This window comes from Clostridioides sp. ZZV14-6387 (assembly GCF_020657835.1).
GTDB lineage: Bacteria > Bacillota > Clostridia > Peptostreptococcales > Peptostreptococcaceae > Clostridioides > Clostridioides difficile_A.
In genome coordinates, this window is the sequence record NZ_JAGWCW010000010.1 from 1 (window position 1) to 25570 (window position 25570).

Below are 25570 nucleotides of genomic sequence, written 5' to 3' on the forward strand. Positions count from 1 at the left end.
GTAGACAAATTGTAAAGGTAGGTAAATTCTTTGCAAGTTCACAAATATGCAATAAATGTGGGTACAAAAACGAGGAAATGAAGAATTTAAGTATAAGAGAATGGATTTGTCCTTGTTGTAATGTAACTCATGATAGAGATATAAATGCAAGTATAAATATACTAAAAGAAGGACTAAGACTAATAACAGTTTAAAATAAATAACTTATGTAAGAACCGTAGGAACTACGGGGATAGCCTGTGGAGAATTGGTAAGACATATTTCAGTATGCAAGATTCTATGAAACAGGAACCCTGTGACTTTAGTCATGGGAGGTTCAGAGAATATAACTGGTAAAATTAAAAGTATAAAATTTTAATATCTGTCTATTTTAAATATAGATTATATAACTGAATTAAAATAGACTTAAATTTTATTTTATGTTAAAATCTTTACAGTAATAAATAATTTTATTTTAAGGAGATAATTTTATGAATAATTACTTAAAATTTGCTACATATCAACTTATAGGCTTTACATCTTCTATACCTAGACTTATTAAAATTAAAAAGAATCCTGATAAATTTAGCTTAAAAGAAAAATTTGAATTTATGCAAAAGCAAGCTAGAAAATCTTTAGATATAGTAAATATAGACCTTAATATAATTGGAAAAGAAACATTACCAAAAGAACCTCTTCTATTTGTTGTAAATCATTCTAGTATGCTTGATAGTTTTATATTAGCAGCAAGTGTGGAAAGACCAATTGGATGTGTAATTGCAGACGAACCAGTTTGGAGAAATATACCTATATTTAAAGAATGGGCAAAACTATTAAGATGTGTATATGTAAACAGAAAAAACAATCGAGAAGGTATAAAAAGTATATCTGAAGCTTCTCAAAATATACTTAAAGGTCAAAGCATGGCTGTATTTCCAGAAGGAGATTTGACATGGATTAAAGAACCAAATTCATTGGTATCAGATTTTAGAAGTGGGGCCTTAAAAATAGCATACAAAGCAAAATGCCCTATTGTTCCACTGGTAATAAAAAACTCAAAAGATACTTATGAAGGGTATCAACCTATTGGCAAGATTAATTCTCTTCCTGTTGAAGTTGAATTTTTAGAACCGATTTATGACCATATTGAAAATCCTAGACTAAAATCTTCTGTACTAGGTGAAAATATAAAAAATAATATGATAAAAGCAATAGAAAGCTTTAGAAAATCAAATAAAACATTTAAAGAATTTTAATATTAAAATTTATTGACTAAAAAAAATTTTAATGTTAAAATTCTTTTTAAGAGGTGATTAACATGGCAAAAAACACAAAACAAACAACGGTTCATATTGATGAAACATTACTCAAAGAGGTTAAAAGAATAGGAATTAATGAAAATAAGAGTATATCCCAGATAATAAATGAATCAATAATAAATTATGTATTGGTATATAGAGAAAATGAAGATAAGGAAAAAAATGAACATGATAAGAATTTAAATGAAACAATAAATGCATTCAAAAAAGAAGAAGAAAAAAGAATACAAGCTAAAAGTGCTGCTAGAGCTATAGCAGAAGCAAAAAAACGAGTTCTTTATTAAAAAACAAAAATCGGTACAAATTAAGCACCGATTTTTTGATATTTAAAATAATTTTAAAAATAATTAAATTCTTCTTTAAATTAAATCACCAACAACTTTTACTTTTATAAGAAGTGCATTTCCAGGAAGGTATGCAAGTGGAACATCTTCTATGTTTAATACTTCTATAGTATCTTTTTTAGCACCAGCCTTTAGAGCTTTATTTACTGCCTCTTGCTTTGCATCTTCTATAGCATCTTCCCTAGACATTTTATCTAAGCTATACACCTTTTCTACATCTCCACTTATTTGTCCTAATGCAGCACCAATAGCATTTGCAGCAGTATAATGAGGAGGTCTTATAACATTACTTATGCCTCTTAATTTTTCAGGAACAATTATACTTCCTCCACCCGTTAAAACTAACTCAACATCATCTTGACTAGTTTTCATTTGGTCTACAGCATCTTCTAGTTTTAAAATTACCTTTTTATATACCTCATCACAATACTCTTTATCTAAATGTTCAACATTAGTTTTTCTATCTTCAAATGCCATATCTAACCTTGTAACAACATCTGACAAAGTTAAAGTATCTCCACCAAATATTATTGCATCTTCAGTTATTTTGTAACCAACACTTTCAGGACCTATCTTTATATTATCTTTTTCACCTTTTACACATGTCCCACCAGCAAGTCCAATAGTTAAAACATCAGGCATTCTAAAGTTTGTATGTACTCCTCCAATTGTAACTGGAATTGATGATTCTCTAGGAAATCCATTATATAGTACCCCTAGGTCACTTGTAGTTCCTCCAACATCCAATACTATTGCATTTTTTACTTCTGATAAGAAAGAAGCTCCTCTTATAGAATTTGTTATTCCACATCCAATTGTAAAAATTGGATATTTCATTGTATACTCTAAATTCATTAATGTTCCATCATTTTGACTAAAATAAATTTGTGCATCTATACCTAAATCTTTAAGTGCTTTTTCAAATCCTAAAGATACTGCTTTACCTACTTGAGATAATGCAGAATTTAAAATGGCTCCATTTTCTCTTTCTAGTATACCTATATTGCCTATTTCATTTGATAAAGATATAGGAATATCACCTAGAATTTCTCTAACCCACTTTGCAACTTCCTCTTCTTGTTGTTTATTTACTGGAGCAAATACTCCACTTATTGCAACACTTTCCACTCTGTCTTTTATTTTATTGCAAAATTCTACAACTTCTTCTTTACAAAGTTCATTTATCTTTCTACCATCAAACTCATATCCACCAGACACTAGTATTGAATCTAGTTCTATCTTTTCTCTTAAATCTTCTGGCCAATCTATAAAAGGAAGAATAGCAGTTGTCGCTGGCTTTCCTATTCTTATCATTGCTACATTATTAAGTCTTTTTCTTTCTACAATAGCATTTGTACAATGAGTTGTACCAAGCATAGCATACTTTATTAAAGAATGGTCAATCTTACTTTCATCTATAACTTTTTTTAAAGCATTATAAACACCTGTTTCAACATCTTTTGTAGTTGCTACCTTAACTGAATGAATTACTTTTAATTCCTCATCCAGTATACAAGCATCTGTATTTGTTCCTCCAACGTCAATTCCTACACGATACATCAAAATTTCCTCCTAAACTTTATTTTCCTTGTAATTCTTCTACTGTTTTATATTCCACATCATATCCAAAGTATCCAGGTCCAACTGTCTCAATTCCTTTTTCTGTTCTCCATTTTTCATTACAAGGAAAAGCTACTACCATAACACGCGAACCGTATTTTATTCTTTCTGTAGTTATTGGAAATCCAGTTTCTAAATCTAATACTGCTATTAAATCTGGTGTAATACAAAGTGGTGTATCACCTTTTTTTGCAATTAAATTCTCGTTTTGAAATAATATAGAATACTCTCCATCATATTCATTAATTCCAGCAAAAAAAGCATGCCCTCTAGTAAATCCACCTTTCAATTCTCTCTTAATATCAATTACCTTTCCTTCAAATAACTTATATCCTTTTAATTCTTTCAATATATTCTCAACAGCACCTTTTGAATCAGACTTATTTTCAAGCAAAAATCCTCCTATAGTTTCAGCTATTGTAAGTGTATTACCTATAGCAGCTTTTTTAACTTGAGCTCCACTTAAATTGTAATCACTGATAGAAGAACTTCCTCCCATTTCCACAGTTAGAGTTCTGGCTAATCTTTCTGACCAAATTCCATCTACAGGATAAAGGATAGCAGAATTTCCTTTTTCATCAGACATTACAGCAGGTGATGCCTCATACCCTTCAAGATAAAAAGTTACCATTTGAGCTTCAGGAAAAGCTCTCCCCATAGAATCAGCATCCAAAATAGGTAGTCCTTTTTTTGCAGCAACTGCTATTGGCATAAGTGAGTTTATTCCTCCTATTTCTATAGGAATTATAACATCTACTTTTCTATTTATTAACTTCTCCATTATTTCTAAAGGTGTAGTTAATTCTACCTCAGAAAGTAATTTTTCTATTGTAATTACAGGAGAACCCATACCAGATACTGGAACTACTAGAGCATCATCATCAAGTTCATCCAAACTTATTACTTTTACAGGACCATACTTTTTAATTGCTTGTTTTGCAACAAGTTTACCTACATATGGGTCTCCTCCTCCTCCAGTTCCAAGTACTGCTGCACCAACTGCTATTTTATCTATACTTTCTTCTGTTAAAAATCTCATGTTACTTTCTCCTCATATTTCAAATTTATTTTATACTTTATAAACAAATTTCATTACACTGCTTTATCTACATTTTCCTTATTTTTTGCTGAACAAAGCACTTTTCCAATAATAGATTGTACTACAAATCCTGCTATAAACCCATCTAAAGGAGCTATAGTAGTAAGAGTTATAAATCCATATGTTGAAAGATAAGTTATCAATATCCCAATTACCCAAGATACTATTGAACGTTTAACTATTGGTTTATATAATACACCCTTATCAAAACCTTTAAGCTCTTGCTTTACTATGTAATATTCTGCTGTATATACACCACCAACAGGTGCAATTACGATTCCAAGTAGATTTAAGAATCCTATAAAACCTTCATATATTCCAAATACAGCTAATAATGTTGCTACAATACCAAGAACTATAGTTAATACTTTCTCAGGTGCTTTTTTAAGTACAAGTGCTATACTTAGTGATGCTGAATAAACATTACTTGTATTTGTAGTCCATTGAGCTAATGTAAGCACAATTATACCTGGTATAGCAATTCCCAACGTAATAAAAATTCTCATAATATCTGAAGTTCCCATACATTTTACCAATATTATAGAAACTACTATCATAAAGGCATTTCCAAATTGTATTCCCAAGAAACTTGAAAGTGCACAATCTCTTCTACTTTTAGCCCAACGACTTATATCAGGAGATACTATTGCACCAACTATTATTATACTCATTGATAAAGAAACTCCACCTGCAAATGTCATAGTAGACTTCATATTATCATCAACTGGAATTCCATTTGCTCTAAAAGCTAAAAATATAGTTAACATCATAAGAATTAATAAGAATGGTACTGAATATACACTTAATTTTTCCATTGCCTTATATCCATAAATAGCAGTGCTCATCATCAAGAGACCACCTATTAGGCTTAGAATTTGCATACTTACATCCAGATTAAATATATCTTTTATTATTATTTGTGCATTTTGAGCAAAGAAACCTACTTGAACTCCAAACCACCCTAATAGAGAAACCCCTATAACTAGAGAAAATATTTTTGCTCCAGTCTCTCCAAACACATACTTTGTTATCATAGATGTAGATAGACTTGTAGACGAACCAACTAAAGAGCATGTAGTATACAAAATTGCAGAAAAAAATGAACCAACAATTACTGATAATATTGCTTGTTTCATTGGCATACTCTGTGCCAATTCAGCCCCTAAAATAACAGATGATAAATCCACACCTATTGCTACTAAAACTGAAAACATAGCTACCCAGCCACGTTTTTGGTGCTCTGGAACCTGCTCCAGCGCATAGTTAATTTTTTCTTCTTCCATTTTCATCCCTCCATTTAAATCGTAAAGTCACTGAGTCCAGTATATTTTACAATTTTCTAATTTATAAATTTATTAACTATCATATATTTATATTTTTCATTTAATATATAGTTTTAAATTTTCTGAAATAATTCTATAATAAAAAACGCCTCTTGGAAAAATCCAAGAGACGAATATAAATCCGTGTTACCACTCTTATTAGTAAAAATTAATTTTACTCACTCATTTTCTTAAGGCGAATTAAACCACTATTATAACAAGATTATAATAGTATTCTCCAAAGTCCTTTTCACACAAATTCCAATATTAGTTCTCAGCCAAATCTAATTCTCTGTAAAATTCCTTTATGCTACTTTCTTCTTCTACGAATCTATAATATTTATTTATAGTTAATTTATGATTTATATAATAATATATATGCAATATTTTGTCAACTCAAAAAGTAAATTACTTGTATTTTTTAGTTTTATATGTAAATTTTTATATTATTACTATATTTATATAATGTAATTTTTAAAATTTCATCAAAATTTATACTTTATTATCTACAAATTTACAGTATAAACAGTTTGTATAAAACAATTAATTTTTGTATAAAATATAATTTTAAATATACAAAGAAAATATTTCTTCTTAAAAATTAAAAAATAAAAAGCTATGATTTTACATTCATAGCTTAATACAACTACTGTTTTAATTTACTAATACAATATTTCATCAACATTTTTATAATGATTAATCATTGTATTTTAAAACAGATACTTATATATTAATAATATTTTCATTGAATTATACGTCATATATAATTACATTTTAATAGTAATTTTACTAAATTATATCTACTGAATCATCCACATGTATAATTCCTTCTTTTAGAACCTTCACAAAAATTCCTTCTCGTGGCATTACACAGTCTCCAGTTAATTTCTTAATTTCACATCCATTGTGACACTTTTTACCAATTTGAGTCACCTCAACTTCACATTTACCAATTCTTAGTTTTGTCCCAACAGGTAAAGAAAATACTTCTATCCCTTCTGTAGTTATATTCTCAGCAAAATCTCCATATTTTAATTGGTCAAAACCTTTCATCTTCATTTTATCTATACTTTCTTTTCCAAGCAGGCTTATTTGACGATGCCAATCTCCTGCATGCGCATCTCCAACTATCCCATGATTTATTTTTAGTTCTGCACATTGTACAGGAACTTTAATTACACCTTTTTTCTCACTTATATTTATTGACACTACCTTAGCCATATTTCCTCCAAATTTTCACCCATATATTATTAATTACTCAAACTTAAAATCTCCTGATTTTCCACCAGTCTTCTCTACAAGATGTATATTACTTATAACCATTTTTTTATCAACTGCTTTACACATATCATAAATTGTAAGTGCTGCCAAAGAACATGCATTTAAAGCTTCCATCTCCACTCCAGTCTTTCCAAGAGATTTGCAAGTTGCATATATCCTAATAGCAGACTCAGAATCATCTATATCAAATTCCAAATCACATCCTACTAATTTTATCTGATGGCACATTGGTATATTTGAAGATGTATTTTTAGCTCCCATTATACCTGCAACCTGAGCTACAGATAGTACATCTCCTTTTTTTATCTGACCATTTTTTACTTTGTCTAAAGCTTCTCTACTAAGAGTAATTGTAGCTGTTGCTATAGCAGTTCTTTTAGTGTCATCTTTTTCACTTATATCTACCATCTTGGCATACCCTTTTTCATTTATATGTGTTAACATTACTTATCCTCCAATTTCATACATACGTCTATTTGTATCACTACATTTATTTTCTATTAGATGATGTTTTTCTGGCTTCTGTTTTATTATATCTTTCATTGATTCCCTAAATAACAATGGTTTATGTAAAAATGGTTTTATGTCTATTTCTTCTTTTGAATGTAGACACAATTTTATTGCACCACTAGAAGTAAGTCTAATACGATTACATGTATTGCAAAATGAACAACTTAATGGAGTTATAATTCCTATTCTTCCTTTGGCTCCCTTAAACATATAATATTCTGCTGTACTTTTTTCTTCATTTTTAACTTTATATAGTCCATATATTTTTTCAACCATTTCTTTTACATTAAAATAACCTTTTTTATAAACTCTATTAGCTTCACCTAATGGCATAAGCTCTATAAATCTTACATCAATTGGTGATTTAACAGTTAAAAACATAAAATCTTTAAGTTCATCATCATTAAATCCACTTATAGCAACACAGTTTAATTTTACTTTTATGCCTAAATTTAAACAAGATTCAATCGATTTTAAGACATCTTTTAAATTTCCACCTCTTGTTACAGATTTGTACTTATATTCCTTCAAAGAATCTAAACTTATATTCACTTTATTTAAACCACATTTTTCAAGCTCAGAGATTCTATCAGAAAGCCCAATAGCATTAGTTGTCATTCCAATATTATTTATTCCACATTCTTCTTTTGTAAATTTTATAAGTTCATTTAACTTAGGATATAAAAGAGGCTCTCCCCCAGTAAATCTAACCTTGGTTATTCCTTGTTCTGACATAGCCTTTATAATGAATTTATAATCTTCAAAACTTAGATTTTCATTTATATAATTTTTATCAAATTTTACATCTGGTGGCATACAATAGACACACCTTAAATTACACTTATCTGTAAGTGAAATACGAAGGTAGTCTATTTTTCTTCCATACTTATCAATCATACTCTATCTACCTCTTTGTCTATTTTTTATCTATCTAGATTATATACTATTTACTTTTTTTAGTTGCACATTCTGTAGCTTCTCCTCTTAAAATTTCTATGCCATGGTCTAAAACATCAATTATAAAACTTAAATTTTCAACTGCACCTTTTGGACTTCCAGGTAAGTTTATTATTATAGAATTATTTCTTATTCCACTTACACCTCTACTTAGTATAGCTTTTTTGGTAATTTCTGTAGATTTCATTCTCATATATTCACTTAAACCTGGTATTTCTTTTTCTAATACTTCCTTAGTCGCTTCTGGAGTTACATCTCTTTTTGAAAAACCAGTCCCACCATTAGTAAGAATTAAATCTATTTTATTACTATCACAAAGTTTTACAATATTTTCCTTTAACATTTCCTTGTCATCTTTTATCAATACATATTCAATAACTTTATAATCTCCTGTATTTTCAACAAATTCAATTAGTTTTTTTCCTGTTATATCTTCTCTTTTTCCTTCATAGCCTTTATCGCTAAGTGTTATAATTGCAACATTAAACATATAATTTCACCCCTTTATACATTAACTAGACCTTTAAAAATAAAAACCAATTTAATAAAACCTACTCTATTTTATTTCCATTTTTCTCAGTAATATAACATATTATATCTACATTTCTTATCATATAACTTAATAGTACATACATTTTTATTATTCCAACGTTCACAAAATAAAAAATATTAACTTATAACTATTCCAAATATAAAACTAGTATATATGTAATCTATTTAACAAATGTACAATTACTTCCAATTTCTATAACTATTATAACATTGTCTATATTTTCTCTACTAATAAATTTTTTTAAGTCTATACCATATATTATATAATATAATTTTATTTATTTATATAATATCATCCCATTTTATTATCATAACGATTAAAATTCTTTCTTATATCAGTTTTTTCAAATAAAAAAAGGCATCCATAAAATTTTTAAAAGATGCCTCTTTTTAACTATTTATATTTTATTTTTCAAATTAATTCTTATCATCTTCTAAAATAACTGCTGTTCCATAAGCAAGCATTTCTGCTGCACCTTGCATAACTGAAGCTGAAGATAATCTAAATGCTATTATTGCATTTGCACCTTTAGCTTCTGCATCTTCAACCATCCTACCTATAGCAATTTGTCTTGCTTCAGTAAGCATTTCATTATATCCTGTAAGCTCTCCTCCAACAAGGTTTTTAAAGCTTGCTCCTATATCTTTTCCAACATGTTTTGCTCTTATTGTACTTCCTCTAACTAGTCCTAGAACTTCTGATATTTTTTTGCCTTCGACCTTTTCTGTGGTAACTATTAACATAATATATCAACTCCTTTATATCGTATTTAATATATTATATCATGCAACTTATAACTTTTTTAATAAATATTGTAACTTAATGTTTCATTAGTTAATCTATACTATAAAATAATGTGTTTGGTTAACTAGTTGTACCTTTTATTATTTAGTTAACTCATCATGTAAATTTAAATTATATTCTACATTCAATTTTAAATCTTTAATCTTTTTAATCATCATTTCACTAAAGCTTCCTTTTTCAAACCATATGTTTTGTATATCTAAAAGTTCTACTTCTTCTAAAATCACATCCATCTTAGATTGTTTGTCAATAATGGCCACAACGTCAATATTGTGTGGTACATCTTTTAAACACTCATACACATCTATACCTTCAATAGGTTTCTTTTCTTCATCTATAGCAACAACTTTGTACATATTCTTTTTAAGTTCATCTAATATTTTATATGCTTTACTTTCTTCATCGCTATTATTTAATATTACTGCCCAAGAATCGCATTTAAGTAAATTCATAAACTCTCCTCCATATAAATCCTACTCTATTTTATAACCATATCTAATTAAACTCCAGTTAATTTTTTATATTCATTAACAGTATTTACATTTAAAAATAAATCTTCATCATCAAAGTATATATAGTTTTTATCTATTTTGTCTATAAGGCTTCTGAGCTTTAAATCATTTCCTTCTATACATAAGGATACCTTATTTATTATACTCTTTTTATACCCAGAACACAATGGTTGTAACTTACCATTTGTCACTGAAATCATGCTTTTATCATCCATTTCATTAGCTATTCTTTCTACTATTTCACTATTTAGATATGGCATATCACATGCAACTATAACTATATCATACTTTGCATATTCAAGAGCAGTATATATTCCTCCAATTGGACCAACATTTTTTATTATATCATTATAAACTTTAATATTATATTTAGAATATAATTCTTCATTATTAGATATTATTATTACTTCATCAAAATTTTTGAATACTTCTATTGCAATTTCAATAAAAGGCTTTTCATGTAATTCTAGAAAAGCTTTATTTCTTCCCATTCTAGAATTTTTTCCCCCTGCTAAAATTACACCTGTTTTCTCTATATAAATCTCCCCCTTTAGAATATTTTTCTAAATTTATACGTATTTGAAAAATGGCGCATTAGCGCCATTTTAAAATTAATTGATTACTCAAATATTTGAATAATTTTTTCTTTAAATGCATTCATAAGCTTTTCTTTTTCTTCTAAGTATTCACCATAGCATTCATATTCTCTGCATATACAATTTATAATTTCACTTGATGTAAAGTTTATCTTTTCAAGATTATAGTTATACAAAATTTCAACACTATCAATTTCACTTATGCTATTGAATATACATTCATACATATCTTCAATTATAAGTTGACTATTTTCTTCAAATTGACATAAAAGTTGTTCTCTATTTTCTTCTAGTAATACATTTTCTTTTATAAACTCTACAAAGTTTTCAAAGTCTTCTGTATTGTTACATGGTTCTATTTCAAATAGTATTCTAAAAAATAGATTCCATGGGAATTCTGTATTTAATCTGCTTCTAAAATGATTTCCTAGGTCTTTACAAAATTTATCATCAAATGTTGGTTCTCTTTCAAATTCTATTTGCTCATTAAAATCTATGTCTTTATTTACAATCTCATTTAGTCTTGCAAACTCATCAAGCATGAAATTGCCCAAAACTTCATCACTTATATCCTGTTTATTAAAAGAATAGCTTAATATAGTCTCACAGGGTTTTTTAAAATCCACAACAAAACCTATACTTTTATTCATCTTTTCAGAAAAAGCATCATATACTAATTTCGCAAATAGTTTTTCAATTTCTTTTTTACTTACTTTCATATTAAAAGACTTTCCTGAATGAAAGTTTTTATAAATGCTTAAAAGCTGATTATCAATCATAGTAAGATTATTCTTTATAGAGTCCATCATATCCTTTATAAATTTATCAGCAAGTAAATATGTGTTATTTTTATAAATTATTTTATGTTCAATTTCACTCCAAAACACATTTACAAGAGACTTAATTTGAAGCTCAAATTTTACTTCTCTATCTAAATATGCAAAAACTCCATCTATTTTATATATTTCAAATCCATTTTTTTGTTTATTAGGTTGTCTTTCAGACAATTTTAATTTAATATTCTTATTTTCTTTATTATAATAGTTTACCTTGTCGTCTGTTTTATTAAAGTATCTTCTTAGAAGTCTATATATCTTGTTTTCATCCTCAATAAATCTGCATTCAATTCTCAAACCTATTAAGTCAGAGACATTGTGAATAAGATTACTTGCTTCTCCATATTTTTTTAAATATCTATTTCTAATTATCTTTTCTCTTAAACTTGATTCTGATTTTATTCTAGAGGTTACATTTATATATTCTTGATTTTTTTCATCCAAAATATTTTCAAAATACTCTTCTATTTCATCTGATATAGTTTCTAATGTTGGAGACATTGTCCTCAACATTTCAATAGACTCTTCAATAAAATCAAATTCTTTTAATCCCATAAATTTTTACACTCCCATATTTAATAACTGTTAGCTATTTCAGTTCTTTATATTTGATTACACTCTTATTTTAACATTTTTTCCTACTATAAGTAAGTATTCTCCAAAAACCTTCATATATATTTCAAATTAGAATTAATTTCTTTAGTTTTTTGACTTTTAATTTAATTTTATTTAGCTAATTTGATATAAAAAATAAGAATAAGTAGATTAAATGTATATAATTTAAGAGATTGAAAGAGAAAATATACACTTACTAAGATATTTTGTCATTTATTATATAAAAAATAAATTGCCACTAAATTATTTTTAGTGGCAATTTATTGAAAATCATATTTTGGGTATTCTATTTCTTAGTATCTTATATAATCTCTAGCTATATTGAATAAACTCTCTTTAATTAAAATCCTATATATATACCTATTGTCAAAAAGACTAGAGATACAGCTGTCAAAATCAACAATATAGGCATTATAAATCTTACCCATTTTGAAAAAGGAATATGAGCTACTGCAAGTGCTCCCATCAATACTCCTGAAGTTGGAGTTATGAAGTTTGTAAGACCAACCCCAAATTGATAAGCAGTTACTATTACTTGAGCTGATATATTAACCAAATCACCAAGAGGAGCAAGTACAGGTACTGTAAGTGAAGCAAGACCTGAAGATGATGGAATTAAAAATGCCAATGCAGCTTCCAAGAAGAAAGATAAATATACAAATATAACTTTTGGAAGGCCACCTAAAAAAGCTGCTGCGGAATTTAATATAGTATCTATTATAAATCCATTTTGAGCAATTATTACGATTCCACGAGCTAATGCTATGGCAAGAGCGGCTGATGCTAAATCTTTGGCTCCATCTATAAAACTTTCTGAAATTTCAATTTGAGATAATCTACCAACTAAACCAGAAAGTACTCCTATGGCAGCAAAACACATTGATATCTCTGGAATATACCATCCTTGACTTAAGACACCCCAAATCATTATTGCCATACCTATTCCAAAGATAGCAAGAACAGATACTTCTTTAAAAGTAAATTCTTTTATTTCTGTTGAAGTTTGATTAAGTATTGACTTATTATTTTTATCTATTTCATATACTATTGAACTTTCAGGATTTTCTTTAACTTTCTTAGCATAATACATAACAAACGCTATACTTATTAATATATAAGCTATAAAAATAACTACTCTATATGCTACTCCTGAACCTGGAGCAAGTTGAGCTAGTGCCTGTGCAATACCAACCGAAAATGGGTTTATTGTTGAAGCTGCAGCTCCTGCTGCTGCTCCTATAAATACAATTGCTATGGCGGTTAGAGAATCATATCCTAAGGATGTCATAAGTGGAACAAATATCATATAAAATGGTAATGTCTCCTCTGCCATCCCAAATGTAGTACCTCCAAGACCAAATAAAATCATTGATATTGGAATTATAAGAAGTTCTTTTCCTTTAAATTTAGATATAACTGATGCTATTCCTGCTTCTATAGCTCCAGTTCTATTTACAATACCAAAGGCACCTCCAACTATTAATACAAATCCTACAACCTCTGCTGAATCGATAAAACCTTCTATTGGTGCCTTAAAAACATCTGCAAACCCTTGAGGATTGCTTTCAACACTTTGATAAGTTCCTGGTACAACTACCATTCTGCCTTCTACATCTTCTCTACTAAATTCACCACTTGGTACTACCCAAGTCAATATTGCCATTAAGACTATTAGTAAAAATATTATTGTAAAAGTGTGTGGTATAATAAATCGTTTCTTTTTACTGTCAGTCATTATAATGTCCTCCATACTTTACTAAATTTTAAATCTTTTAGGATATTGTTTAATCTCTCTGACTAAAGTTTTCCCTTTTTACAATTTTTTATTAGCAAAGATACAAAATAAAAAAGTTATCTTTTAAATTTTAAAAGATAACTTTTTTATTTTTCTTTAAATTAAGGATTCCATATACTATTTTAATAATTCAATTTTTTCATTATAATCTGAGATTGTTTTTTTAATATCTTTAGATTTCATTATAGTTGACATTATGGCAAAATCATCACAGTATTTCAATGTTTCTTTGACATTGGATGGTAAAATTCCTCCTAGTGCAACTATCTTAATATCAGTAATCTTCTTAGCTTCTTTTAGAAGCTCAATTCCTTTTGGATGTAAACCTTCTTTACATTTAGTTTCATATATATGTGACAAGGTTATGTAATTTACTCTTATATTTTTATTTCTCATCAGATTTTCTAAATGTTCTACTTCCTCTATTTGATGTAAAGATAATCCCAGTATTTTATCTTTATTAAAACTGTAATTATTTTCAAGTAAATCCAAGAATACTTTAAAAGGAAGATGAATCCCTTGGCAATCTGTTTTTTCAAAAAATTCAATATTACTATTTACTATAAAGTTAACCTTAAGTTTATTAATACTTTCTTTCTGATTTATATTAATCTTCAAATTTTTATTCAGTATTTTCTCTTGAAAATCTATACAATTGATTTTGGTTTTTATTTTCATATATAATTTGTTTAATTCTTCATATTCTAAATCTTTTTCTCTTATTATAATGTTTTTTATACCACTCAATATAGACTCTTTAATAACTTCTAAATATCTTTCTTCATTACATAATAATTTTCTGTTTGTTATCAAATACATCTAAAATCTTTCCCAGTCTTTAAATACATGTTGATATCCAATTGAGTTTAACATCTTCTCTACATCTGCAACAGTGCTTTCATCATTTATCTTAAATTGAGCAGTATCATGCTCATCTTGAGAATGCCCCCCTACATCAGTAGAAACACCTGCACTCAATTTAGTTACTCCTAAAGGTATTATATGACTTCTCATTTCCAAGTTTTCTCTAGTTGATATATTTATTGCTGCATGTGGGTCAAACAATCTCATACATATCATAGCTTGAACCAAATCAGTATCACTTATATCTACTAATTCTTCAAAACAACCTTTAAAAGGTCTCATTCTTGGTGTTGAATATGAAAGCTCAATATGAGGATATTTTGTTTTTAAATATTTCCCATGCAATATTGTAAAAAAGGTTTCTTTTCTAAAATCATTCAACCCTAAAAGTGCTCCTATAGATAAAGTCCTCATGCCTGCTTTTGCCCCTCTTTCAGGAGCATCTAACCTAAATTTATAATTTGCTTTTGGTCCTTTTATATGCACTTTTTTGTATATTTCCTCATCATAAGTTTCCTGATATACTGTTAGACCTTCAACGCCTTTATCTACAATATACTTATACTCTTCTACTTCCATTGGATAGACTTCTATACCTATAGATGGAAATTTTTCTCTTAATATTTCTATAGCCTCACCTATATATTCCACACTTGAATGAAAACTACTCTCTCCAGTCAAAACAAGTAAATGTTTAAAACCTTCTTTTGAAATTACATTTCCCTCTTCTCTAATTTCATCCATAGTTAATTTTTTTCTTTTTATTCCACTTTTTATATTATAACCACAGTAAACACATTGATTTACACAATAATTTGCTATATACATTGGTGTATATAAACATACTGTTTTTCCAAAATATTGAACACTTAATTTATGTGCTTTCTGAGCCATGGTTTCTAAATGTTTTACAGCAGTTTTAGAAAGCAAATTTAATATATCAAAATCTTCAAGCTTGTCCTTTGATAAACTTCTTAAAACATCATTATCAGTAACATTATTTAAATATCCATCAAAATCAAAATCTCTATATTTTTCTATTACATCATAAAAACTCATCACCAATCACCACTTTCTATAAATTGCCTAAAAAACCTGTTAAAGGAGAAGATGCGTTTGCAAATTCTGATACACTTCCTGTTTTTGCGAGATATGCTTCTCTTCCACCCTCTACAGCTAGTCTAAATGCTCTTGCCATTTGCACAGGATTTCCTGCTGAAGCTATCGCAGTGTTAACAAGTACAGCATCAGCTCCCATTTCCATAGCTTCCATAGCTTGAGATGGTTTGCCAATACCCGCATCCACTATTATTGGTATGTCTAATTCATCTATCATTATTCTTATCATTTCTTTCATTTGAAGCCCTCTATTTGAACCAATTGGAGCCCCGAGAGGCATAACTGCTGCTGCATTAGCTTCTATAAGTCTTCTTCCAGCATAAAGGTCTGGTGTCATATATGGAAGAACTATAAATCCTTCATCAGCAAGTATTCTTGTAGCTTTTATAGTTTCTTCATTATCAGGAAGTAAATATCTAGTATCTGATATCACTTCTATTTTTATAAAATCTCCACATCCCATTTTTCTGGATATTCTAGCTATTCTTACTGCTTCTTCTGCATTAGTAGCTCCTGATGTATTTGGAAGTATTGTCATTTCTTTCGGAATATATGTTAATATATTCTCTTGTTTATTATCTAAATCCACTCTTCTAAGTGCCATTGTTATTATCTCACTGCCACTTTCTTTTATTACCTCAGGCAATATATTATTTGAACCATATTTACCTGTTCCAACCAACAATCTACTATTGAATTCATGTCCACCAAGTACCAATTTATCCATATTATTTCCCTCCATGTACAACTTTTTTAATATTCAATCTTTTTAGAATTTAATTTTAGTATTTACATATCTATAAGTATTTGTGTTGCCAAGTTTGCCATGTGATTTGCACAGATAGCGACCCTTGGAGCCATAAGACCTTCACCAAATTTAGCTTCATTTACAAAATCACCACATATATAAAACTTGTCTTTTATCTTCTTAGTAGTTATTATATTTGAATCATAATAACCTGCCATACCTGATGATGCTATTAGATATTTATCTTTTAAATTTATTAACACATAGTTACAAACCTGTGCCTTACATGATGCGTCATCAAAAGCTTCAATTATCAAATCTGAATCTTTAATAGCATCCATATTATGTTTATTTAAAAAAATATCTTGTTTCTTTAACTTTATAAACGGATTTATTTTTTTTATATTTTCTATCATAGCATCAGTTTTTAATTTTCCAATATCATCTATAAAATACTGCTGTCTATTTAGATTAGAAGGTTCTACAACATCATAGTCTATAAGTAAAAGTTCTCCTACTCCAATTCTGGCTAAAGAGATAGCTATATTGGACCCAAGTCCCCCTAACCCCAATATAGCAACCTTCCCTTTTTTTAACTTATTATGTATATTTGGAGTATGTCTCGCAATCAATAAGTTTTCTAATTCATCAAATGATGGCTTGACTCCCTTTTGTATAAGTGTTAATTTATCATTCTCACAAAGAGGAATATCTGTTTTAATTGGATATCCATTTAACACTAATACATCACATTTACAATTATAATCCTCTCTAACTTTGTAGGCAGTCGTATTTTCTTCAACATCTGTTAATAATTCATTTACAAATATCTTTATTTTAACCACCTCCAACAAAACTAATAAGCTCTATAATATCTTCGTCTTTCAATATATATGTACTGTAGTTGGATTCTTCAATTATTTCTAGATTTACTTCAACTACAACTCTATCACTCTTTAAGTTATATTTATTTAATAAATCTATTATAGTCAAATCTTTTTTAAATTCAACATCCTTCCCATTAACCTTCACCAAATCACCTCCTCTTTTTAAATCTATTTTATTCTAATCACAAATTATATTAAATTAAGTTCCTCATTATTTAGTATTTTCTTAACTGTTCTCATTGAACACATTTTTCCACACATAGTACAGCTATCTTCATGAGTAGGAGTTGATTCATCTCTATATCTCTTAGCTTTTTCAGGGTCTATTGCAAGTCTAAACATTTCACACCAATCTAAATCAGCTCTGGCTTTACTCATCTTATTATCCCATTCACGAGCACCTTTAACGTTTTTAGCTATATCTCCTGCATGAGCAGCTATTTTTGCAGCTATTATACCTTCTTTCATGTCATCTAAATTAGGTAATCTTAAGTGTTCTGCTGGAGTTACATAACATAAAAAGTCTACTCCTTTAGCACATGCCAAAGCTCCTCCTATTGCACTTGTTATATGGTCATAACCTGGTGCTATATCTGTAACTAATGGCCCAAGAACATAAAAAGGTGCTCCATGACACAATCTTTTTTCTAATACTACATTTGCTTCTATCTCATCAATAGCCATATGTCCAGGTCCTTCTATCATTACTTGTACATTTCTCTCCCACGCTCTTTTAGTAAGCTCACCTAATACTACTAGTTCCTGAATTTGAACTCCATCAGTAGAATCTTTTATACAGCCAGGTCTACAAGCATCTCCTAAACTCAATGTAACATCGTATTCCTCACATATATCCAATATTTTATCAAAATTAGTATAAATAGGATTTTCCTTATTATTCAATTCCATCCATGCAAATAACAGAGAACCTCCACGAGATACTATATGAGTTAATCTTTCATGATTTTTTATCTTTTGGCAAACATTCCTTGTAAGACCTGCATGTATAGTGATAAAGTCAACTCCATCAATAGCATGTTGTCTTATTACATTCAAAAACTCTTCTTCTGTTATATCTTTTAATTCTTTTTCTAAATATCCCACTGCATCGTACATAGGTACTGAACCTATCATTGCAGGTGAAATTTCAACCACTTTTTCTCTAAATTCTCTAGTTTTACCATAGTTACTCAAATCCATTATAGCTTCAGCTTTCATGTCTATTGCTACTCTAACTTTTTCAAGTTCTTTTTCTATATCCTTACAATCTCTTGAAATTCCTAGATTTACATTTATCTTTGTTCTTAAATTTTTACCTACACCTTCTGCACTTAAAGATTTATGATTTTTATTAGCAGGTATAACAACTTGTCCATTTGCTATTAATTCTCTTAGTTCATTCACATCTACTTGCTCTTTTTGAGAAACGATTTCCATTTCTTTAGTTATTATGCCTTTTCTAGCAGCATCCATTTGTGTTGTATAATTCATATTACAATCCTCCAAGATTAAAGTTATAGTTTTTGAAAATAAAAAAAGTGCTTTTCCTTGTTTGGAAAGCACTCTTATAATCATATATACACTTAGACAAATTTTCCCTAACATTAAATAATTTGTCTATTTATGTAACAAAATTATATTAAAAGCTTCCCTTCGCAAGCATTATCTTGATCAGGTTATTAGGGTTTGTAAGTTACGGCTTTATCTCTCAGCTAGCCAATTCTAGCGCCCCTAGCTCTAATTTTTCATTATTTTTACAAATTCAGTATAACACAGCAAAATTATTAGTTCAACACAATAATACAAATTTTATTTTTGGAGATATTAAAAATTACTCTGACATAATATCATTTTTTAAATTTTTAAGATAAGAATCAAGCATCACAGCTCTTATGTTTTCATACTTTATTGAATCTGGAAGTTTTCTTTTTATGTTATTTAAATTATCATATCCTACTTTTTCACAAACTTCTAAAATCATTTGCTTTTCATCTTCATTGTAGAAATTTTCTAATTCTAAATCAAACGATATACTATGTCCATCCTTTACATAGTCATGGGCATATCCAATAATAGTCGATAATGAAATCTCTAGTTCTTGGCTAATACTTTGTATATCCTTGCCTTGATTTAATAAATCTAATGCTATTTCATTATTTTTTCTACTTTCTCCATCTAGTATTAACTTCCTTTTACCCTTTTTTTCCCAAGTAACATTAATATCATTTTCTCTTACATATTGTTTGACTTCATCCAAAATACTAGCTCCATACTTTTTAATTTTTACTCCACCTATACCTGAAATGTCCTTCAGTTGCTCTTCATCAATTGGATATCTTCCACTTATTTCTTTCAGTGTCTTATTGGATAAAATCATATATGGGAGTACTTTTTCTTTTATTGCATATTCACTTCTAATACTTAATAGTTTTTCATATAGAGCTTTATCTGAATTAACTTCAAAGAACTCACTATTAACGTTATCTAAATCGACATTTTTTTCTTTGTCTTTTTTATTTATGTTATTTTTTTCGACATATTCTTTAATTATTGTTTCAAAATCTCTACCATATTTTTGATACTTAATTTCCCCTACTCCAGATATATCTAACATCTCTTCTTTATTAACTGGATAACTGCTAGACATAGCCCTAAGTGTCCCATCACCAAATACCATATATGGAGCTATTCTTTCTTCACTTGCTATTGAATGTCTAAGCTCTCTTAAAGCACTATATAACTCATCTTCTACTTCTAATGATTTTGTCATCACGATTTCTTTAAATTCAACTTTCACTTGACCTTTTAAAACTTTCATAGACATATCATTCAATCTTATTGTTGGAAAACTTCCTCTATTTCCATTACCTAAAGTCTCAACTAAATCCAAGAATCCATGGGAAACCAATGTATTTATAAAGTTCTTTAAATCTTCATTTGAATAGTCTTTCATAATATTATATGTAGATAAAGTATTCAATTCAAGTTGTAAAATCTTTTTATTCTTAGACCCTCTAAGTACATCTACAATGGTAGTAACACCATAACTTCTTTTCATTCTAGCTACACATGAAATAACTTTTTGAGCATCTATAGTTTTATCTACTATTTCACCTTCTACTAAACAGTTACTACAATTATTACAATCTTCTATATAATTTTCTCCAAAGTAATTTAGTATTGTCCTTCTATAACATGAATTACTGTAAACCAAGTCAATCATATACTGAAGCTTTTTGTGTTGAAACAACTTCCTTTCAGGATTCTCAACTCCAATATCGATTAAATATTTTTGTATATGTACATCTCCTGGAGAAAACAAAAGCACACATTCACTTTTCTCTCCATCTCTACCAGCTCTACCTATTTCTTGATAGTAATTTTCTATACTTTGAGGCATGTTGTAGTGTATAACCCATCTTATATTAGGTTTATCAATACCCATTCCAAATGCATTTGTTGCTACCATTATATCCACATCATCATTTATAAAATCTTCTTGATTTTTACTTCTTTCATTTTTAGATAAACCTGCATGATATTTTGATACAGATATATTTCTCTTAGATAATCCATTATGTATGTTTTCAACTTCCTTTCTAGTTGCAGCATATATAATTCCAGACTCATTTTTATGATTTTTAATATAATCTAAAATATATTTATTTTTACTAGATGATTTTACTATGTTTATTGATAAGTTTTCTCTATCAAAACCGGTTATATAACAGTCTGGATTTTCTAGACATAATAAATTTATTATATCAGCTCGTACCTCTTCTGAAGCGGTTGCTGTAAAGGCTGTAATTATAGGTCTTTTAGGTAAATTCTTTATAAAATCAGAAATCCTTCTATAACTCAATCTAAAATCATGCCCCCATTGAGACACACAATGTGCTTCATCTATTGCAATTTGACTTATGTTGTTATTATTTATTAGTTCAATAAACTCATGTGCATCTAATCTCTCTGGAGCAATATAGAGTATTTTATAATTATTTTTTCTAATATTATTTAATATCTCATTAAATTCTTTATTGCTCAGTGAACTATTTATGAAAGCAGCATTAATCCCCATAGTCTTTAAAGCATCTACTTGGTCTTTCATAAGAGATATAAGTGGAGAAATTACTATTGTCATCCCATCTAATATCAATGCTGGAAGTTGATAACAAATAGATTTACCACCTCCAGTTGGCATTATAGCTAGTACATCTTTTTCACTCAAAATAGAATTTATTATAGATTCTTGACCTTTTCTAAAGCTTGTATATCCATAGTATTTTGATAGTATTTCTAAAAGTTTTTCATTCATATATTTCTCTCCTAATTTAAATTAATTAGACTTCTTTCCTGATTATGTTCAAATTTTTATTTTTATATTCACAATCCCAGTATTTCAAAGTTTATAGACGTTCTATATTATATATTAACATATATTTTGAAAAAAATTGTTTGCAAAGTAAAATAATTTATGATACATTCTAAATATAAATTTAATACTTAATCTTCGGGGTAGGGTGAAATTCCCAATCGGCGGTATAGCCCGCGAGCCAAGCTAAAACTTGGTTGATTTGGTTAAATTCCAAAGCCGACAGTAAAGTCTGGATGGAAGAAGATATGCTTAATGAGTTTTTTGTAGAGCTGTTTTATTGTGCTCTTATTAAACATTTATTGTAGATTATTCTAAACCCTGAGTTAATTCTCAGGGTTTTTTGTTTAAAAATTATCTAATTAAACAGGAGGTGTACACATCTTGAATTTTGTGAATCAAAAAGAAAAAGACATTTATTATATGAAAAAAGCTCTTGAATTAGCTAAAAAAGGGGAAGGTTTTACAAGTCCAAATCCACTAGTTGGGTGTGTAATTGTTAAAGATAGTGAGATAATAGGCAAAGGATATCATGAGAAATTCGGCTCTAATCATGCTGAAGTAAATGCTATAAACAGTGCTAAACAAAGTTTAAAAGACTCTACTCTTTATGTGAATTTAGAACCATGTTCTCATCATGGTAAAACACCACCTTGTGTTGATAAAATTATTCAAAATAAAGTTAAAAGGGTTGTCATATCTACACTAGACCCAAACCCACTTGTTTGTGGTAATGGAGTAAAAAAATTAAAAGATAACAACATTGATGTTACTGTAGGAATATTAGAAGAAGAAGCAAAACAATTAAATGAAATATTCTTTTATTACATAAAAAATAAAAAACCTCTTTGTATTGTAAAATCGGCAGTAAGTCTAGATGGTAAAATTGCTACAAAATCACTAGAATCAAAATGGATATCTAATGAGTCTTCAAGATACCTAACTCATAAATACAGAAATAAGTATCATAGTATAATGGTTGGTATAAACACAGTTTTAAATGATAATCCCTTGCTAACTTGTAGACTTAATCAAGATGAAGTGTCTCATCCTACAAGAATAGTAATAGATACAAATCTGAGATTACCAGTTAACAGTAATTTAGTTAAAGATAAAACTAGTAAAACTATAGTTTTCACATGTTGTGAAGACAGTAAAAAATTATCAGTATTAAAAGAAAAGAATGTTGAAGTCATAATTTCTCCTAAGAAAAATGGCTTAGTTGATTTAAAATTTGTAATGTATAAACTAGGAGAACTAAACATTGATTCTGTACTAGTTGAAGGGGGTTCTACACTTAATGACAGTCTATTTAGAAATAAATTAGTTGATAAGGTCAAACTATTTTTATCCCCTAAAATTATAGGTGGTAAAGACGCACCTACATTTGTTTCTGGAGAAGGAGTAACTCGTCTAGCAGATTCAACACAACTAGTAATTAATGATGTAACTTTAATAGATGGAGATGTTTTGATAGAATCTGATGTTTTAAAATAAATTTTATGAATATATGTACAAAGGAGGTCATAATGTTTACTGGCATAGTAGAAGAAGTTGGAATACTTAGAAAAATTACTGCTAATGGCAAAAGCGGACAAGTAACCATACTATCAAACAAAATATTAGATGGTACAAATCTTGGAGATAGTATCGCTGTAAATGGAGTTTGTCTAACTGTTTCAAAACTAGGAAAAAATGAGTTTACAGCAGATGTTATGATGGAGACAATTCGTTCTACAAATTTAGGCTCATTAAATACAAATGACAAAGTAAACCTTGAAAGAGCCATGAGCCTTTCTTCAAGATTCGGAGGTCACATAGTAACAGGGCATGTTGATGGTAAAGGTACTATTTGTAAGTTTGAAAAAGACGAAAATGCAGTTTTAGTGAGCATACGACCAGTAAAAAAACTCTTATCATCAATGATACTTAAAGGTTCAGTTGCCATTGATGGTGTAAGTTTAACTATATCATATTTGGATGATGAAATATTCAAAGTTTCTGTCATACCTCATACTAAATTGAATACTACTCTCTTAACAAAAAATGTTGGAGACTTTGTTAATTTAGAAAGTGATGTAATTGGAAAGTATGTTAATAATTTTATGATTAATAACTACAAGGAATTAAATTCTAATAGTAGTAATTGTAAAGCAAATATAGATAAAGATTTTTTATTTAAAAATGGTTTTTAAAAATGATAAAGGAGTGAATTATATGTTTAATACTATTGAAGAAGCTATAAAAGATATAAAAAATGGAAAGATGGTAATTGTTGTTGATGATGAAAGTAGAGAAAATGAAGGAGATTTACTGATGGCAGCTGAGATGGCTACCCCTGAATCAATAAATTTTATGGCTACATATGGTAGAGGTCTAATTTGTCTACCTGCTACTGAAAAAAAATTTAAAAGTTTAAATATACCTCTTATGGTCAGAGAAAATACAGATACATTTCAAACAGCATTTACTGTTACTATAGATGGTGCAGATACTCTAACTGGTATATCTGCATATGAAAGAGCTGAAACTGTAAAATTATTCTGTGATGAGAATTCTACAAGTAAGGATTTCAAAACTCCTGGTCATATTTTCCCTCTAATAGCAAAAACTGGTGGAGTCCTTGTTAGAGATGGACATACAGAAGCTTCTGTAGACCTAGCTAGACTTGCAGGGTTTAAAGAAATTGGTCTTATATGTGAAATAATGAAAGATGATGGTACAATGGCAAGAGTTGATGATTTAATGATTTTTAAAGAAAAACATAATTTGAAAATTATCACTATAAAAGACCTTATAGAATATCGTAAAACAAATGAAACTACTATAGAAAAGGTATCTAGCGCTTTCCTTCCAACAAAATATGGTAACTTTGAAATCATAGGATATAAAGATACATATTCAAATGAAGAACATATTGCCCTTACTTATGGAGATATAAATAAAGAAAATACTCTAGTTAGACTTCATTCTGAATGTTTAACAGGCGATGTGTTCCACTCTTTAAAATGTGATTGTGGATTACAATTAGAATCTTCTATGAAGAAAATCGTAGAAAATGGAAATGGTGTTTTAATTTATATGAAACAAGAAGGTAGGGGTATTGGTCTTTTAAATAAAATTAAAGCTTATAAACTTCAAGAAGAAGGTTATGATACTGTAGAAGCAAATCTAATGCTTGGATTTGAAGAAGATATGAGAGATTTTTATATGGCTGCTCAAATATTAAAAAATTTAAACATAAAAAGTATAAGCCTTTTAAGTAATAATCCTGATAAAATAAATCAGTTAGAGAAATATGGAATAAAAATCAACAATAGAGTTCCTATTAACGAAGAGATTAATGACTTTAATAAGCTATATCTAAAAACTAAAAAAGATAAAATGGGACATCTATTGGATATTATATAAGTTATTAATACGCTTTTTTCTACTAAG

The 25570-nt window shown here is 28.5% G+C and carries 25 protein-coding genes, 2 riboswitches and 1 other annotated feature; of the genes, 6 read left to right on the forward strand and 19 right to left on the reverse strand.

Going from position 1 to position 25570, the window contains the following annotated elements; all coding sequences use genetic code 11:
* The 3 genes from KGF38_RS08055 to KGF38_RS08065 form a co-directional block, all read left to right on the forward strand.
* Positions 1-194, forward strand: a 194-nt coding sequence (locus tag KGF38_RS08055; RefSeq protein ID WP_227832296.1) for a transposase, incomplete at its 5' end; no start/stop codon positions are given.
* A 276-nt stretch (positions 195-470) separates the two neighbouring features.
* A complete protein-coding gene (locus KGF38_RS08060; protein WP_054270200.1) occupies positions 471-1235 on the forward strand; it encodes a lysophospholipid acyltransferase family protein in 765 nt (254 codons plus the stop codon).
* A gap of 62 nt (positions 1236-1297) precedes the next feature.
* Positions 1298-1582 (forward strand): hypothetical protein, encoded by a 285-nt coding sequence (locus KGF38_RS08065; protein WP_021384547.1) that lies wholly within the window; start codon positions 1298-1300, stop codon positions 1580-1582.
* A gap of 75 nt (positions 1583-1657) precedes the next feature.
* Here KGF38_RS08065 and KGF38_RS08070 read toward each other — a convergent pair whose 3' ends face one another.
* The 19 genes from KGF38_RS08070 to recQ form a co-directional block, all read right to left on the reverse strand.
* Entirely contained in the window at positions 1658-3202 is a 1545-nt protein-coding gene (locus KGF38_RS08070; RefSeq protein WP_227832297.1) for a hydantoinase/oxoprolinase family protein, read from the reverse strand.
* A gap of 19 nt (positions 3203-3221) precedes the next feature.
* Complete coding sequence (locus KGF38_RS08075; RefSeq protein WP_054270198.1) at positions 3222-4301, reverse strand: DUF917 domain-containing protein; 1080 nt, start codon at positions 4299-4301, stop codon at positions 3222-3224.
* Between the two features lie 53 nt (positions 4302-4354).
* The gene (locus KGF38_RS08080) at positions 4355-5644 is read right to left on the reverse strand and encodes a cytosine permease (protein ID WP_054270197.1); all 1290 of its coding nucleotides are present in this window, start codon (positions 5642-5644) and stop codon (positions 4355-4357) included.
* 162 nt (positions 5645-5806) lie between these two features.
* Positions 5807-6018: a binding site (T-box leader), on the reverse strand.
* Positions 6019-6472: 454 nt separating this feature from the next.
* On the reverse strand, positions 6473-6904 hold the full coding sequence (locus KGF38_RS08085; protein WP_054270196.1) for an MOSC domain-containing protein: 432 nt from the start codon (positions 6902-6904) through the stop codon (positions 6473-6475).
* Between the two features lie 33 nt (positions 6905-6937).
* Positions 6938-7408 carry a cyclic pyranopterin monophosphate synthase MoaC gene (moaC, locus tag KGF38_RS08090; protein ID WP_054276629.1) on the reverse strand — a complete coding sequence of 157 codons (471 nt, stop codon included), beginning with the start codon at positions 7406-7408 and terminating at the stop codon, positions 6938-6940.
* Between the two features lie 3 nt (positions 7409-7411).
* Positions 7412-8371 carry a GTP 3',8-cyclase MoaA gene (gene moaA, locus KGF38_RS08095; RefSeq protein WP_054270194.1) on the reverse strand — a complete coding sequence of 320 codons (960 nt, stop codon included), beginning with the start codon at positions 8369-8371 and terminating at the stop codon, positions 7412-7414.
* Positions 8372-8417: 46 nt separating this feature from the next.
* On the reverse strand, positions 8418-8921 hold the full coding sequence (locus KGF38_RS08100; RefSeq protein WP_054270193.1) for a molybdenum cofactor biosynthesis protein B: 504 nt from the start codon (positions 8919-8921) through the stop codon (positions 8418-8420).
* A 479-nt stretch (positions 8922-9400) separates the two neighbouring features.
* A complete protein-coding gene (locus KGF38_RS08105) occupies positions 9401-9727 on the reverse strand; it encodes a heavy metal-binding domain-containing protein (protein ID WP_054270192.1) in 327 nt (108 codons plus the stop codon).
* A 141-nt stretch (positions 9728-9868) separates the two neighbouring features.
* Positions 9869-10240 carry a CoA-binding protein gene (locus KGF38_RS08110; RefSeq protein WP_054270191.1) on the reverse strand — a complete coding sequence of 124 codons (372 nt, stop codon included), beginning with the start codon at positions 10238-10240 and terminating at the stop codon, positions 9869-9871.
* Between the two features lie 47 nt (positions 10241-10287).
* Entirely contained in the window at positions 10288-10791 is a 504-nt protein-coding gene (locus tag KGF38_RS08115; protein WP_231301356.1) for a molybdenum cofactor guanylyltransferase, read from the reverse strand.
* Between the two features lie 128 nt (positions 10792-10919).
* Positions 10920-12287, reverse strand: a complete 1368-nt coding sequence (locus KGF38_RS08120; protein WP_054270190.1) for a GTP pyrophosphokinase family protein — start codon at positions 12285-12287, stop codon at positions 10920-10922.
* 400 nt (positions 12288-12687) lie between these two features.
* Positions 12688-14082 (reverse strand): YfcC family protein, encoded by a 1395-nt coding sequence (locus KGF38_RS08125; protein WP_054270189.1) that lies wholly within the window; start codon positions 14080-14082, stop codon positions 12688-12690.
* Between the two features lie 177 nt (positions 14083-14259).
* Positions 14260-14961 (reverse strand): thiamine phosphate synthase, encoded by a 702-nt coding sequence (locus tag KGF38_RS08130; RefSeq protein ID WP_074178303.1) that lies wholly within the window; start codon positions 14959-14961, stop codon positions 14260-14262.
* Positions 14962-16065: a 2-iminoacetate synthase ThiH gene (thiH, locus tag KGF38_RS08135; protein ID WP_074178304.1), complete on the reverse strand. Its 1104-nt coding sequence runs from the start codon at positions 16063-16065 to the stop codon at positions 14962-14964. It lies immediately after the preceding gene.
* Positions 16066-16081: 16 nt separating this feature from the next.
* Positions 16082-16852 (reverse strand): thiazole synthase, encoded by a 771-nt coding sequence (locus KGF38_RS08140; RefSeq protein ID WP_054270186.1) that lies wholly within the window; start codon positions 16850-16852, stop codon positions 16082-16084.
* A 62-nt stretch (positions 16853-16914) separates the two neighbouring features.
* A complete protein-coding gene (thiF, locus tag KGF38_RS08145; protein WP_074178336.1) occupies positions 16915-17718 on the reverse strand; it encodes a thiamine biosynthesis protein ThiF in 804 nt (267 codons plus the stop codon).
* Positions 17711-17905 (reverse strand): sulfur carrier protein ThiS, encoded by a 195-nt coding sequence (gene thiS / locus KGF38_RS08150; RefSeq protein WP_054270185.1) that lies wholly within the window; start codon positions 17903-17905, stop codon positions 17711-17713. The genes thiF and thiS overlap by 8 nt, the downstream gene beginning before the upstream one ends.
* Positions 17906-17949: 44 nt before the next feature.
* Positions 17950-19251 carry a phosphomethylpyrimidine synthase ThiC gene (gene thiC, locus KGF38_RS08155; protein ID WP_054276625.1) on the reverse strand — a complete coding sequence of 434 codons (1302 nt, stop codon included), beginning with the start codon at positions 19249-19251 and terminating at the stop codon, positions 17950-17952.
* Positions 19252-19391: 140 nt separating this feature from the next.
* Positions 19392-19503: riboswitch (TPP riboswitch) on the reverse strand.
* 88 nt (positions 19504-19591) lie between these two features.
* Positions 19592-22075 (reverse strand): DNA helicase RecQ, encoded by a 2484-nt coding sequence (gene recQ, locus KGF38_RS08160; protein ID WP_074178305.1) that lies wholly within the window; start codon positions 22073-22075, stop codon positions 19592-19594.
* 187 nt (positions 22076-22262) lie between these two features.
* Positions 22263-22384, forward strand: a riboswitch (FMN riboswitch).
* 132 nt (positions 22385-22516) lie between these two features.
* Here recQ and ribD point away from each other — a divergent pair.
* Genes ribD through KGF38_RS08175 form a run of 3 tightly spaced genes read left to right on the forward strand, consistent with a single transcriptional unit; the run spans position 22517 to position 25543 of the window.
* Positions 22517-23629, forward strand: coding sequence for a bifunctional diaminohydroxyphosphoribosylaminopyrimidine deaminase/5-amino-6-(5-phosphoribosylamino)uracil reductase RibD (gene ribD / locus KGF38_RS08165; RefSeq protein WP_074178306.1), 1113 nt, complete (start codon positions 22517-22519; stop codon positions 23627-23629).
* Between the two features lie 32 nt (positions 23630-23661).
* Positions 23662-24327 (forward strand): riboflavin synthase, encoded by a 666-nt coding sequence (locus tag KGF38_RS08170; RefSeq protein WP_074178307.1) that lies wholly within the window; start codon positions 23662-23664, stop codon positions 24325-24327.
* Positions 24328-24349: 22 nt separating this feature from the next.
* Positions 24350-25543 (forward strand): bifunctional 3,4-dihydroxy-2-butanone-4-phosphate synthase/GTP cyclohydrolase II, encoded by a 1194-nt coding sequence (locus tag KGF38_RS08175; RefSeq protein ID WP_074178308.1) that lies wholly within the window; start codon positions 24350-24352, stop codon positions 25541-25543.
* Positions 25544-25570: the final 27 nt, after the last annotated feature.

What these genes read in the sequence shown, in the direction of transcription:
- KGF38_RS08060 (WP_054270200.1), top strand. Translation starts at nt 471, where the DNA reads ATGAATAATTACTTAAAATTTGCTACATATCAACTTATAGGCTTTACA.
- KGF38_RS08065 (WP_021384547.1), top strand. Translation starts at nt 1,298, where the DNA reads ATGGCAAAAAACACAAAACAAACAACGGTTCATATTGATGAAACATTA.
- KGF38_RS08070 (WP_227832297.1), bottom strand. Translation starts at nt 3,202, where the DNA reads ATGTATCGTGTAGGAATTGACGTTGGAGGAACAAATACAGATGCTTGT.
- KGF38_RS08075 (WP_054270198.1), bottom strand. Translation starts at nt 4,301, where the DNA reads ATGAGATTTTTAACAGAAGAAAGTATAGATAAAATAGCAGTTGGTGCA.
- KGF38_RS08080 (WP_054270197.1), bottom strand. Translation starts at nt 5,644, where the DNA reads ATGGAAGAAGAAAAAATTAACTATGCGCTGGAGCAGGTTCCAGAGCAC.
- KGF38_RS08085 (WP_054270196.1), bottom strand. Translation starts at nt 6,904, where the DNA reads ATGGCTAAGGTAGTGTCAATAAATATAAGTGAGAAAAAAGGTGTAATT.
- moaC (WP_054276629.1), bottom strand. Translation starts at nt 7,408, where the DNA reads ATGTTAACACATATAAATGAAAAAGGGTATGCCAAGATGGTAGATATA.
- moaA (WP_054270194.1), bottom strand. Translation starts at nt 8,371, where the DNA reads ATGATTGATAAGTATGGAAGAAAAATAGACTACCTTCGTATTTCACTT.
- KGF38_RS08100 (WP_054270193.1), bottom strand. Translation starts at nt 8,921, where the DNA reads ATGTTTAATGTTGCAATTATAACACTTAGCGATAAAGGCTATGAAGGA.
- KGF38_RS08105 (WP_054270192.1), bottom strand. Translation starts at nt 9,727, where the DNA reads ATGTTAATAGTTACCACAGAAAAGGTCGAAGGCAAAAAAATATCAGAA.
- KGF38_RS08110 (WP_054270191.1), bottom strand. Translation starts at nt 10,240, where the DNA reads ATGAATTTACTTAAATGCGATTCTTGGGCAGTAATATTAAATAATAGC.
- KGF38_RS08115 (WP_231301356.1), bottom strand. Translation starts at nt 10,791, where the DNA reads ATGGGAAGAAATAAAGCTTTTCTAGAATTACATGAAAAGCCTTTTATT.
- KGF38_RS08120 (WP_054270190.1), bottom strand. Translation starts at nt 12,287, where the DNA reads ATGGGATTAAAAGAATTTGATTTTATTGAAGAGTCTATTGAAATGTTG.
- KGF38_RS08125 (WP_054270189.1), bottom strand. Translation starts at nt 14,082, where the DNA reads ATGACTGACAGTAAAAAGAAACGATTTATTATACCACACACTTTTACA.
- KGF38_RS08130 (WP_074178303.1), bottom strand. Translation starts at nt 14,961, where the DNA reads ATGTATTTGATAACAAACAGAAAATTATTATGTAATGAAGAAAGATAT.
- thiH (WP_074178304.1), bottom strand. Translation starts at nt 16,065, where the DNA reads ATGAGTTTTTATGATGTAATAGAAAAATATAGAGATTTTGATTTTGAT.
- KGF38_RS08140 (WP_054270186.1), bottom strand. Translation starts at nt 16,852, where the DNA reads ATGGATAAATTGGTACTTGGTGGACATGAATTCAATAGTAGATTGTTG.
- thiC (WP_054276625.1), bottom strand. Translation starts at nt 19,251, where the DNA reads ATGAATTATACAACACAAATGGATGCTGCTAGAAAAGGCATAATAACT.
- recQ (WP_074178305.1), bottom strand. Translation starts at nt 22,075, where the DNA reads ATGAATGAAAAACTTTTAGAAATACTATCAAAATACTATGGATATACA.
- KGF38_RS08170 (WP_074178307.1), top strand. Translation starts at nt 23,662, where the DNA reads ATGTTTACTGGCATAGTAGAAGAAGTTGGAATACTTAGAAAAATTACT.
- KGF38_RS08175 (WP_074178308.1), top strand. Translation starts at nt 24,350, where the DNA reads ATGTTTAATACTATTGAAGAAGCTATAAAAGATATAAAAAATGGAAAG.